The following is a 12,776-nucleotide window of genomic DNA, read 5'->3' on the forward strand; positions in this document are numbered from 1 at the left end:
CTCTTAATTACAATGGTTAGTAAAAAATTTCACTCCTAAAAGACTTACTTTTAAAGGAAAGATAATGCTCGAATATTTACTCAGATTTTCTATTCGTAGAAACTCAATTATTATGTTGGCGGTACTCGCCTTCGCAGGACTTGGTCTTTGGAATTTTACCAAGTTGCCGATCGATGCCGTCCCTGATATCACCAATATTCAGGTAATGATCAACACCGAAGCCCCAGGCTATACACCGCTTGAAGTAGAACAACGGGTTACTTATCCATTAGAAACCGCATTGGCAGGCATACCAAATTTAGTGAGTACACGCTCTGTTTCACGTTATGGCTTATCGCAAGTAACCGCCATTTTTAGTGATGATACTGATATTTACTTTGCCAGACAATTAGTGAATGAACGCTTAGTCTCAGCAAAATCAGATTTACCTTTTGGATTAGAGCCTGAACTTGGACCTATAGCAACCGGGTTAGGTGAAATATTCATGTTTACCGTGGATGCTGAGCCTAATGCACGTAATGATGAAGGGAAGTTAATAACAGCTACAGATTTAAGAACGGTTCATGATTGGATTATTCGCCCTCAGTTAATGCAAGTGGAGGGTGTGGTTGAAGTTAACCCTATTGGTGGTTTTAAACGTGAAATACTTGTTGCCTTTGAGCCTAAGAAGCTACTGGAATTTGGCCTTAATCAGCAAGATATTATTCAAGCGATCGAAAATAATAATGATAATAAGGGTGCTGGGTTTATAGAAAAAAATGGCGCTCAATGGTTATTACGTATTCCCGGACAGGTAGAAAGTTTAGAGGCTATCGCTAATATTCCTGTTAGGACGACTGAAGGCAGTGTTATTCGAATTTCTGATGTCGCTAAAGTACAAGAAGGAAAAGAGTTAAGAACAGGTGCTGCAACCCAAAATGGTAGAGAAGTTGTGATGAGTACCGTTTTCATGCTCATTGGTGAAAACAGTCGAAATGTTGCTAAAGCTGTAGGCATTAAATTAGACGAAGTTAAAGCGAGTTTACCCTCAGGTATTACCGTTACCGCAGTGTATGACCGTACTAAGTTAGTGGAGAAGACACTCGATACTGTAAAGATGAACCTATTTGAAGGTGCGCTATTAGTTATTGTCGTGTTGTTTTTATTGTTAGGCAATATGAGAGCGGCATTGCTTACTGCTGCGGTTATCCCATTTGCTATGTTAATGACCGTAACGGGCATGGTACAAGTAGGCGTAAGTGCCAATCTAATGAGTTTAGGGGCGTTAGATTTTGGACTACTTGTTGATGGTGCGATTATCATCGTTGAGAATTGTCTAAGAAAGCTCAGCTCAGCTTCTGCGAATGGTCGCACTATGCCAGTTAATGAACGATTATCACTAGTCTATGAAGCGACTAAAGAAGTCATCCGTCCGGCATTATTTGGCGTATTTATTATAACTGCTGTTTATTTACCTATTTTTGCACTTACGGGTGTCGAAGGGAAAATGTTTCACCCTATGGCAATAACCGTTGTTATAGCCCTATGTTGTGCAATGTTCTTATCAGTAACCTTTGTTCCGGCAGCTATTGCTATTTTGTTCAAAGGCCCTGTAAAAGAAAAAGAAAATATCATTATAAAATCATCTTTAGCGCTTTATCGTCCTTCTTTAACGTTTGCGCTTAAAGTTCGCTGGTTTGTTGTGGTTTTCGCTGTTGGACTTGTCGGCTTAGCGGGGTTTTCTGCCAATAAACTCGGTAGCGAATTTGTGCCAAACCTTGATGAAGGTGATATCGCCATGCATGCATTGCGTATTCCAGGCACGTCATTATCGCAAGCTGTCGCGTTACAAAAAGTCTTAGAAGAAAAAATCAATCAAATGCCAGAAGTTGAACGTGTCTTTGCAAAAATAGGCACAGCCGATGTTGCAACAGATGCTGTACCACCCAGTGTTGCCGATAATTTTATTATTTTAAAACCACGCAGTGAATGGCCAAATCCTAATAAACCTAAAGCACAATTTGTTGAGGAATTAGCAGCCGTAGTAGAGCCTATACCGGGTAATCGATATGAGTTCTTACAACCAATACAAATGCGCTTTAATGAGTTGTTATCAGGGGTTCGTGCAGAGCTGGCTATCAAAGTGTTTGGCGATGACTTTGAGACTTTAGGTGTGTTAGGAAAGAGCATAAACACAGCTATTATTAATGTTGAGGGGATTGCTGATATTCAAGTAGAGAGAACGACTGGTTTACCTATAATGACGATTAATCCAAAACTTGCCCAGCTAGCAAAATATGGAATAAGCGTGAAGCAACTACAAGATCAACTTTCCACAGCGTTAGGCGGTACGATTGCGGGTAAGTTCTATCAAGGTGACCAACGTGCAGACATAGTAGTACGTCTTCCAGAAGATCTAAGAACCGATGTTGATGCCTTGGCTTACTTACCAATACAGATGTTCGATAACAGTTATGTTCCATTACAAGAGGTAGCTGAATTGGTATTGGTTGAAGGTGCAAACCAAGTCAACAGAGAAAATGGCAAACGTAGAGTGGTTGTTACCGCTAACGTTCGAGGGAGAGATTTAGGCTCATTTGTTCAGGATATTCAGGCTTCAATTAATGAGTCTGTTGAAATGCCTGCGGGTTATTGGATTGAATATGGCGGCACCTACCAAAAGTTACAATCAGCTTCAGAGCGACTATCTATCGTGGTTCCTATTACGTTGGTGATGATTATTGGTCTGCTTTTCTTGGCTTTAGGCTCATTTAAAGATTCCATGATTATTTTCACTGGTGTTCCATTAGCCTTAACAGGGGGGATTTTTGCTTTACTGTTGAGAGATATTCCTTTTTCAATATCAGCCGCTGTTGGTTTTATTGCTTTATCAGGCATCGCTATTTTAAATGGCCTGGTTATGGTCTCGTTTATACGAGAACTTAGACGCGCAGGAGCTGCTTTAGATACGGCTATTATCGAAGGTGCATTGACAAGGCTTCGACCTGTGCTAACAACCGCGCTTGTTGCCTCATTAGGTTTTGTGCCTATGGCACTTAATACAGGCATTGGCTCTGAGGTGCAACGCCCACTAGCAACTGTGGTGATCGGAGGGGTGATCTCCTCAACTATATTGACGCTATTCGTTCTTCCTGCTTTATATCGTTTGCTACATCGCGAAGAAACTTCCACTAAAACAGCTCATTCAAAGGAAACCGTTAATGTCTAATATTATACAGCGATATGGCTTGTTGAGTTTTATCGCTTTACTTGCCATCTGGTTACCGATTGAAGCCTTTGCTCATGGTGTCGATGAAAGCACACGGGCATTTTTACTACAAAACACGGGCGTACAAATCATCCCTTTTTTGTATATCGGTGCTAAGCATATGGTGACTGGGTACGATCATTTATTGTTCTTAGTAGGTGTGCTGTTCTTTTTATATAGAAGTCGAGATGTTTTATTGTATGTCAGTATGTTTACGCTAGGACACAGCTTAACCTTATTGTTTGGCGTGATCAGTGACATACAAGTTAATGCTTATTTAATCGATGCCATTATTGGGCTATCGGTGGTTTATAAGGGCTTTGATAATTTAGGTGGTTTTAATCGACTATTTGGTAAATCACCCAATGCAAAGCTTGCTGTACTGATTTTTGGCCTTTTTCACGGCTTTGGCTTAGCAACCAAGTTACAAGAGTTTCAACTTCCTGATGACGGCTTAATTACTAATTTAATTGCCTTTAATGTTGGGGTTGAATTAGGACAGTTTACCGCCTTGGCCTTTATTCTTTTAGTGATTAATTTTTGGCGTAAACATAGTAGCTTCACTCGCTTTGCGACAAACACGAATTGTTTGTTGATGAGTGCAGGGTTTATGTTAGTAGGCTTTCAACTAACAGGTTATTTCATTAACTAATTAGCTAACTTAATCAATTTCACTTAGTAAACTTCACCCTATTTTAAGAGATAAAACGATGCAACAAACAACGCCAGAAGCTATCACATTAACGAATACCGCACTGATCAAATACACGCTGTTCAGCTTAGTCTTCGCAGCCGTGACCCTATTTACAGTTATATTACCTGCGGAATACAACATCGATCCCACAGGGATAGGACATAAGCTTGGGCTAACCGTTTTTCACAACGTAAAGACCGAAACGTCTACTCCACTCTCTTCACAAGAAGTAGCCGAAAAATCAAAAGCTGCTAAAGAAACCATTGAAGTGATTGTGCCTGCTGGTCGCGGTGTTGAATACAAATTTATCATGGCGCAATACCAAAAGCTTGAATACGAATGGATAACAGATAGTTCAGCATTGTATTTTGATTTACATGGCGAACCAGAAGGCGACACAACCGGCTATTTTGAAAGTTATGCAATAGCAACACTGAATGAAATGAAAGGGAGTTTTACGGCACCATTTGCTGGTTCTCATGGTTGGTATTGGAAAAACACCTCTGACTCCCCAGTCACTGTTCAACTTATTGTAAAAGGTGAATACATCAAACATGGCCTCAAATAATAGAAAAAAAACACACACTTTGAATGTAATTAAAACAACTGGAGTACCAAAATGAAAACTTTAATAGTAGCCTTATTCATTACATTGATATTTAGCACAAGTTCAGCATTAGCGCATACTGATCACGGAAAAATAAGCCCTAAAGTAGCAACACAAATTGCAGCTAAAGCTACCCAACAACTGACTTTTAAAGATTTAGGTTTCAAGGTTGGAAAATTAGACCAGAGCTGGAAGAGTTTGACCTCAGAAGATTTCAAACTACATGCGGCAGAAGCTAACCGTTATATTGTTAGTGCTAAAAATAAATCAGAAAATAAAACAATTTATTTCCTGATGACAATGTCAGGTGAAGTATTAAAAGTAAATTCTGAAGCGAAGTTTTAAATTATCTAAAGGGTTGTTATACACAGCCCCTTGATTTTTAAACTATGTTTATTGAAAATAGCTAAAGACTATTTTAATCGTTTTGGATAATCAAGTAGATGGGAGAACTTAGGCATCTACAATATATGTTGTTATTTTTTGGAGATAGAGTGTGTCTTGGATTATTACTAAATATTTTATTACAGCAGCGGTTGTTATTTTAGTTTCTGAATTAGCAAAGCGAAGCGATAGACTTGGTGGATTAGTGGCAGCGCTTCCTTTAGTGACGGTATTAACCTTGGTTTGGCTTTATTTAGATAATCAATCTCCTGAAAAAATAGCTAATCATGCTTGGTATACGTTTTGGTATGTAGTGCCAACACTCCCTATGTTTTTGGCTTTCCCGCTTTTGTTACCTCGTTTAGGTTTTTGGCTAACACTAGTGTCTTGTGTTGTTATTACCATGGCATGTTTTGGTGTTTTTGCGTTAGTAATGCGACGATTTGGTATAAATTTGTTGTAATATAAATACCTGTAATAAATTAAATAATGGGAAAATAAGTTGTCCGTACTTTGTCTTCAACATTTTAGCCATTGTTGTTTTACTCATTAAATAGGGGCTGTCGATACAGGATTAATTATAGAAAAAAACAGTCCGTCAGGTAAAAGATAATGCCATCAAATAGCCTTTACAATACCGTCAAAAATGTTTTCTATTAGCGATCAGTTGACCTAAAGAACAACCAATAGTTAACGATTTTTACACGCAATTAGTTGGCGTTATAAATTCATTCTGAACGTGCCCTGTAGTGGCAAAGCGGATAGTGGCAAATCGGACTATTTATGGAGATAAATTTACGCGTGAATTAGGTCTTTTATGTGGCATTAGTTAGCTACCTGAAATGGAGTCCCACTGGCAGCTTTGTTTAGGTTTGTTTGTCATCAGCCACAAAGAAAAACCGAGAAGCACCCTCGACGCTAGTCCGGCTGATGTCGAACAAAGCTTCATTGTGGAAACCGCGAGAACTAGATGCTTACTATGGGGATTGTTATATGGTGGTTGGTTGTTAAGTCACAAAACACTGAGGCTATTAACGATTGATGAGCTATTCTGTCGAGCATAAATCACTTTTATGTATTTGGTCTTAGCCTGAGTATAGGATGTTTTTGACGATTACAGTGTTTTAGACAAAGTGACCCCTTATCGAATGTTCGATAATTTCAATACCTTGTTACCGCTATTAATTCACAAGCTTCATCGGTGGTGCACGAGGTTTGAGCTGACTGTTCAAGATTTCTTTGATAACCATCGGCCCACCACATTCAGGGCAGACAAAAACAGGCGCTTGCGCTTGCTTAATAGGTTTATCTCCAACTAAGTCCTTAGTTTCGGGGATCACTTCAACTACATTGAGTAATTTGCGAGCCTGCTTCAAATTCTTTTTACAGCCTGTGTTAGCAGTCAAGCCATAGTGACGAATACGATGAAAACCTAACGGTAAAGTATGTAGCAAAAATCTGCGGATAAACTCATTATTGCTTAACGTCATGGTACGATATCGTTTAGACACTTTAGCGCGATAATGCTTGCAGCGAAACGTCACCTCATTGCTATCACATTTAACCAAACGACTATTTGATATAGCAACTCGGTGGGTATAACGCGACAAATAGCTCAATACCGCTTTAGGGCCAGCAAAGGGACGCTTGGCATAAACAACCCATTCTTTTTTGCGTAATGGCGTAAGCCATTTAGCAAATGACGCCTTATCTTCAAGCGGTTCATCATTGCCAAAAAACAACAGAGAATGTTGCTGATGTGCTTGATATAACTTTTCAAGGTACAAACGTCTAAACAATCTTGATAGCACTCGAACAGGAAGAAAGAATCCTGATTTGCACGATACCCAATGCTCACCATCAGCAGATAATCCACCACCAGGTACAATACCATGTACATGCGGGTGATGAGTCATTGTAGAACCCCATGTATGCAGCACAAATGTCACACCCAGTTTAGCCCCTAGACGTTTTACATCAGCGCCAATCGTCAGTAATGTTTCTGCCGCTACTTTGAGCAATAAACCATACATCACCGACTTGTTGTAATACGCTAAGTTGGCAACTTCTTTGGGTAAGGTGAACACCAAGTGATAGTAATCCACAGGCAACAGTTGTGCTTGTCGAGCTTCAAGCCACCTTTTTGCCGAGCTTGCTTGGCACTTTGGACAATGACGATTACGGCAGGAATTGTAAGATATGTGAGTGTCCTCACATGCTTGGCAACGTAATAAATGCCCACCTAACACTTGAGTTCGACAGTGTTCAATCGCTGACATGACTTTCAATTGATTTAAGCTTACATGCCCTTGATGAGTCTCACGCCATTGCTGTCCATGATGACGAAATATATCGGCAATTTCTAATTGAGGACAAGTCATGGTGAATACTCACGACTTGTCCTTATCTTTTGTCTTACCCTTGTTTTCTAAGGCATCGAGTGGACTGATAACTTCGCGTAATAAGTTAGTAGCGACTTGTGCATACAAAGCGGTAGTGCTTAATCGAGCGTGCCCAAGTAACACTTGAATGACGCGAATATCAACATGAGCTTCGAGTAAGTGCGTAGCAAAGCTATGACGTAAAGTATGCATCGAAACTTGCTTTGTTATCCCTGCCAGTTTAGCCGTTTCTACACATATTCGGCTTAATTGACGAGCGGACATATGATTAATGGGATCAAGCCCTGGAAACAACCAACCTTCACGATGCATTTGTCCATGCTTATTGGCAAATACCCACCAATGTCGTAAATGATCAAGTAAGGCTGGAGATAGCTTTGCATATCTGTCTCGTCCCCCTTTACCTTGCACAACATGAAGTGCCATACGCTCTTTGTCTATATCACTGACTTTCAGTGATACCACTTCGCTAACCCGAAGCCCTGCACCATAGGCTACAGAAAATGCGGCATGATATTTTGGGTGTGGAGCCGCAGCAAGAAAGCGCTTAATTTCTACGAGGTTCAATACGATAGGTAAATTACGAGCCACAGGTATGGAGCTTAATTTATAAACGAGTTGAGGTTTATCTAACGTTATTTGATATAAGAATCGCAAACCAGTAATGATGCCATTAATAGTTGTTCCCGTGGTTCCATCATTCACCAAAAACAACTGAAATTCACGTAATTCTTTACGCGTAGTGTTTTCAGGTGAGTGTTGCAAATATTCAGATAAACGATTAATAGCTCTGATGTAAGAAATTTGAGTTTTTACGGCAAGTTTACGTAAACTCATATCATCATTGATGCGTTGACGAAGGACTGGGGGGAAATGTGTTGAAATCTTCATAGTAAATACTCCTAGCAAATTGAGGAGGAATACCTCAATACTAAGAGTAGAAAAGAATACAGGAGTTAGCAGGTGATACGAGACTTGAAAAGAACGCTATTACCGCGGAAGCGGTTTAGTTCAATGAGCTTGCAGGAGACACTGATTTCATTTCTTAACCAGTACCCTATCGACTATCAACAAAGCCACCATTGCGGTCGTTCATCATCAAATTATTAATGCTAACTTTGTGCGTTTTATAGTCCTTTCAGTCTGAATAAACCTATAATTAGGGTGTTCAGATCATGTGCCTATCTCATTCGAATATTGTGCGCTCATTATTTTGATGATTCCCTTATGACTTCTAATCTACTAAGCAGACATTAAAATTCACGGCTAAATGTGACCTAAAACAATTGGTATTTAGAAGTTATTATGAGTATTTTGGAAAGCTAAAAGTACCTGTAGAAATCGACACACAAGTTTATTGTTTATTGCCCTCATTCTATTCCTATTGTTCAACGTTAATTGCGAGCCTAGTCGCCGTGATTTTACATCATTTTTTTTGTCCTAATAGAAAAGTATTTAATCATTACTTTGAAAGTTAAGCTAATTCTGAACATGAGATTCAACTTTAATTAATAAATTTACGGGCAATTTTGTTAGTAAATTAACAGGGAAATAATCACCACCTTTATACATAGCTCCATGACCGATAGATCTACTATTGCTGCGTTCATACAATTGCAAACTCGTTGGCTGTGAAAGGGTTAACGTATTAAAAACGATATGTTCTTAATTTTAAGCTATTTTACTTTCTGTCAAAGGTATTGAGAACTGAGCTACAAAAGTATTACCATTATTTGCCAGTGTAATTGAGCCTTTATAGTTTATCGCTATGGTATCTACAATAGATAAGCCAAGACCGGCACCCTCTGCTGAACCGCTACGCCAAAAGCGCGTAGTCATTTTGTCAATGTCTGTGGCGGTAACATTAGCCGTGTTGCTAACATTAATATTTAAAAGGCTTTCTGTAACGTTAATGGCCATTAAAACAGGTGTTTTTGGGGGACTGTATTTTAAAGCATTATCGAGCAGGTTACGGCAAACAATAGCGATCATAGCTGATGGGATAACGGATATGAGTTCTTTTCCTTGTATTGAATAAGCTATACGTTCACTACCTTGCGTTGTCTCATTTATCATGTTTTTAATGAGTAATTCAACTGACCAAGTTTCGTCAGTATGGACTTGGGTGATTGCATCAATATTTGCCAGTAAAAGTAAATTGTCTAATATAGAATTTAAACGCTTTGTGCTTTTACTTACCTGCAATAAAGCTCGTTGTTGTTTGTCTCCTGTTGTTAGTTCAGCAAGTTGGGCTTGAGCCAATATACCCGCTAACGGTGTTCTAAGCTCATGTGCAGCATTACTGGTAAATTGCTTCTCTCTTGATATCACTTCAGCTAATCGTGCCATTAGTGCATTTTGGCTGTTGATCAGTGGTTGCAGTTCTTTTAATGGTTGCTGTATTTGAATGGGAGCAAGGTCTTCACTACCGCGTTTTTCGAGTGCTGAAGTTAGTAGCATTATCGGTTTTATGCCTGTACCAATTGCAAACCATAATAAACCTAACGTAATTAAAATCGCTAATGCAGGGGGAATAAGAATACTTTTAAGCAGATCATAATATAAAGAATCACGCTCAGAAACCTTATCTGCAATGGTTATTTTATGTTGGCTGGTGATTAAAGTGAACGTACGCCACGCTGTACTTTCAGCTTGAATATAATGGAACCCAGATTCAACTGCTGTGCTATTGGGAAAAGTGCTGCTATTGCTTGTTGCTATAATACTGCCGTGCAAAGAGCTTATTTGACAGGTTAATCCCTTTGCCGTACCAACTTCATTGGCTTCCATTATTGCTGGTAAAGAGGCTGACATAGCACTTTGTGGCACATGCGCTAATATATTACTTAGCATTATAGCGGTAGATTCTAGACGTTTATCAAAGCTGACGTCTAATTTATGACTAAGACCCGTCACCATCCAAACACTGGCTAATAGCCAAAAACCAATAAATACGGCTGCCACTAATATTGTTAGGCGAAGGCGCAAGCTCATTGTTCAGTTACTTCAATTGAGCCTAGTCGAAATCCAAAACCCCGAATAGTTTCGATGCCTTTAGTTCCTATTTTTTTACGTAAATTAAATATATGTACATTCAGGGCATTACTGGCTACGTCGTCACATGTGCCGTATAAAACATCTTTTAATTGGCTTTCAGATAAAATACGTTGTGGATTATTAAGAAATATTTTTAAAAGTAAATCTTCGTTCCGAGATAAGGGGATATGTTTGTCATTAATTAATAGTTTGTGTTGTTCTAAGTGATAAGTCAGCAGGCCATGTGAAATGGTGTTTGTTAGTCTGTCGGTTGTGCGTCGCTTTATACTGTACAAACGCGCTAATAACTCTCTTAGGTCAAATGGCTTAACCAAATAATCATCAGCGCCATTCTTTAATCCTGTTACTTTGTCGTCAATTGAATTACTCGCCGTGAGTATTAGTACCGGCAATGAGTGTTGATTTTTTCGCAGCCATGTTAGCCACGTTATACCATTTCCATCCGGTAAATTTAGATCAAGAATACAGAGATCGAAGTTGCTTTTATTCAAGATGTTTTTTGCATGACTTATTGAAGCAACATGTTCCACAGCCATACCTTCACCCGATAAAAAAGTGCTAATGGCATCAGCAATAACGGCATCATCTTCAACTAATAAAATATACATTTTTGCTCAAATACAATTCTTATGCCGCTAAGATTAACGTGAAAAAGCGCAGGAGAACAAGCGATAAATTAAGTTTTTAGCAGGGTTTAGCGAATGAACTTTTTCTTAATGTTGGCTTAATATTAGCGATTTATCATTGGTAAGTTAATGGAAAAAAGATGTGGTAAATAAATGCTAAGTATTGCTGTAGGGCCGATAGTTCTCTCAATTTCACAATTAATTACTCTGGTAGGGTTATTTATGTTTTGGGGAATAACTTATCTTCAAACACGTAACAATGCAAAACAGAAACAGTTTTTAGAGTATATATTCACAGCCATTATTATTGGTTTTTTAACCGCACGATTGACCTTTATAATCGCTATGTGGCAAAGCTACCAAGAGAATTGGTGGCAATTAGTAAATATAAGTGATGGTGGCTTTATACCTAGCACAGGTTGGGGCGCTGGTGCCTTGGTACTGATGTTTTATGCTAGACGTAATAAATTGTTCATTAAAGCTTATTTTACATCGGCATTAATTACTTTTTTCTGTTTAATTATTCCTACTTTTTTTGCTGTTATTTATCAAGCAGCAGTCGAACTGCCTAGCTCACCTTTACGTAATATTGAAGGCCATGAAGTCGATTTAAGACGCTATAAAGGCACGCCAGTTGTTATTAATTTCTGGGCATCTTGGTGCCCACCTTGTCGTAGAGAAATGCCGGTATTAGAAGCCGCTCAAAAACATAACCCTGAGCTTGTTTTTGTCTTTGTTAATCAAGGCGAAAGCCTGCTTAGTGTTAAAAATTTTATTGATTCAACAGCGTTGGATTTAAAAAATGTTTTCATCGACCCCACTAGCAATGTTAGCCGAGAAACTGGCGCCGCAGGGCTACCAACCACATTATTTTATAATGAAAAAGGGCAGTTAGTTACTAGCCATATGGGCGAATTATCTCAAGCTAGCTTGCGTTATTACCTTAATCAAATTAATTCCGTCGTACCTTTAAAAAAAGGATAAACCTATGAAAATATCAATTTTATTTACATTTTTTTTGCCGTTAAATCTTACTGCTACAGAAACAGTTAACTACCCAGCACCCTTAACGTTATTCACTCAGCAAGGTGGTGAAGTGGTCAGTTCTTTTAAAGCGCCGGCAAATATGACTGGCTATATCGCTAACTTTCAAAATGAGACTATTACTTTGTATGTCACTGAAGACGAAAAGTACTTATTTACCGGCCCATTAGTGGATACTGAAGGTAATTCTGTAGGTGAAGAAAAGCTGAATGCTTATGTTAATGGTCCAAAGGCGGTTAAGAATTGGCAAGCCCTTGAAAACAGTCATTGGGTAAGAGATGGCTCTGCGTCAGCCAAGCGTATTGTTTACACTTTTACGGATCCCAATTGTCCTTATTGTAAGCAGTTATGGGATAAGGCACGGCCTTGGGTTGATTCAGGAAAAGTGCAAATTCGTCATATTTTAGTCGGTATTTTAAAAGCAGACAGCTTAGGAAAAGCCGCGGCCATATTAAGCGCGGATAATCCTGAAGAACAATTGAAAAAATTAGCTGGCTCAGGATTATTTCAGTCTATAAAACCAATTGAGAACCCAGAAAAAACGATCCGTGACAAGCTAATTAACAACTATAAAACCATGCTGTCTTTAGGTGCCCGTGCAACTCCAGCTACTTTTTATCTAAATGCAGACGGAGAATTTAATAAACAAATTGGCTTGCCTCCTGAGTCAATATTAGCCGATATTTTTGCCCCAAATGACGGTAAGTAGAGTTTA

At 38.9% G+C, this 12,776-nt stretch carries 11 protein-coding genes; 7 read left to right on the forward strand and 4 right to left on the reverse strand.

Annotated elements, in window-relative coordinates:
• Positions 1 to 64 precede the first annotated feature (64 nt).
• The 5 genes from H4J65_RS17630 (at position 65) to H4J65_RS17650 (ending at position 5,395) form a co-directional block, all read left to right on the forward strand.
• Positions 65 to 3,208: an efflux RND transporter permease subunit gene (locus H4J65_RS17630; protein ID WP_182198991.1), complete on the forward strand. Its 3,144-nt coding sequence runs from the start codon at positions 65 to 67 to the stop codon at positions 3,206 to 3,208.
• On the forward strand, positions 3,201 to 3,899 hold the full coding sequence (locus H4J65_RS17635; protein ID WP_182198992.1) for a HupE/UreJ family protein: 699 nt from the start codon (positions 3,201 to 3,203) through the stop codon (positions 3,897 to 3,899). Before H4J65_RS17630 ends, H4J65_RS17635 begins: the two co-directional genes overlap by 8 nt.
• A 58-nt stretch (positions 3,900 to 3,957) precedes the next feature.
• Positions 3,958 to 4,509, forward strand: coding sequence for a hypothetical protein (locus H4J65_RS17640; RefSeq protein WP_182198993.1), 552 nt, complete (start codon positions 3,958 to 3,960; stop codon positions 4,507 to 4,509).
• A gap of 51 nt (positions 4,510 to 4,560) precedes the next feature.
• Positions 4,561 to 4,893: a DUF6488 family protein gene (locus H4J65_RS17645; protein ID WP_182198994.1), complete on the forward strand. Its 333-nt coding sequence runs from the start codon at positions 4,561 to 4,563 to the stop codon at positions 4,891 to 4,893.
• 151 nt (positions 4,894 to 5,044) lie between these two features.
• A complete protein-coding gene (locus tag H4J65_RS17650; RefSeq protein WP_182198995.1) occupies positions 5,045 to 5,395 on the forward strand; it encodes a DUF3147 family protein in 351 nt (116 codons plus the stop codon).
• Between the two features lie 718 nt (positions 5,396 to 6,113).
• Here H4J65_RS17650 and H4J65_RS17655 read toward each other — a convergent pair.
• From H4J65_RS17655 to H4J65_RS17670, 4 genes are all read right to left on the reverse strand, one after another.
• The gene (locus H4J65_RS17655; RefSeq protein ID WP_182198996.1) at positions 6,114 to 7,313 is read right to left on the reverse strand and encodes an IS91 family transposase; all 1,200 of its coding nucleotides are present in this window, start codon (positions 7,311 to 7,313) and stop codon (positions 6,114 to 6,116) included.
• Positions 7,314 to 7,322: 9 nt separating this feature from the next.
• The gene (locus tag H4J65_RS17660) at positions 7,323 to 8,225 is read right to left on the reverse strand and encodes a tyrosine-type recombinase/integrase (protein ID WP_182198997.1); all 903 of its coding nucleotides are present in this window, start codon (positions 8,223 to 8,225) and stop codon (positions 7,323 to 7,325) included.
• Between the two features lie 780 nt (positions 8,226 to 9,005).
• Entirely contained in the window at positions 9,006 to 10,328 is a 1,323-nt protein-coding gene (locus H4J65_RS17665; RefSeq protein ID WP_024592047.1) for a histidine kinase dimerization/phospho-acceptor domain-containing protein, read from the reverse strand.
• Positions 10,325 to 10,999, reverse strand: a complete 675-nt coding sequence (locus H4J65_RS17670) for a response regulator transcription factor (protein WP_024592048.1) — start codon at positions 10,997 to 10,999, stop codon at positions 10,325 to 10,327. The genes H4J65_RS17665 and H4J65_RS17670 overlap by 4 nt, the downstream gene beginning before the upstream one ends.
• A 171-nt stretch (positions 11,000 to 11,170) precedes the next feature.
• Here H4J65_RS17670 and H4J65_RS17675 point away from each other — a divergent pair, with 171 nt between their 5' ends.
• Together H4J65_RS17675 and dsbG are read left to right on the forward strand one after the other, a co-directional pair.
• Positions 11,171 to 12,001 (forward strand): TlpA disulfide reductase family protein, encoded by an 831-nt coding sequence (locus tag H4J65_RS17675; RefSeq protein WP_024592049.1) that lies wholly within the window; start codon positions 11,171 to 11,173, stop codon positions 11,999 to 12,001.
• Between the two features lie 4 nt (positions 12,002 to 12,005).
• Positions 12,006 to 12,770, forward strand: a complete 765-nt coding sequence (dsbG, locus tag H4J65_RS17680) for a thiol:disulfide interchange protein DsbG (protein ID WP_182198998.1) — start codon at positions 12,006 to 12,008, stop codon at positions 12,768 to 12,770.
• Positions 12,771 to 12,776: the final 6 nt, after the last annotated feature.

Origin of the sequence: Colwellia sp. MB02u-9 (assembly GCF_014077085.1) — a bacterium.
Lineage (GTDB): Bacteria > Pseudomonadota > Gammaproteobacteria > Enterobacterales > Alteromonadaceae > Cognaticolwellia.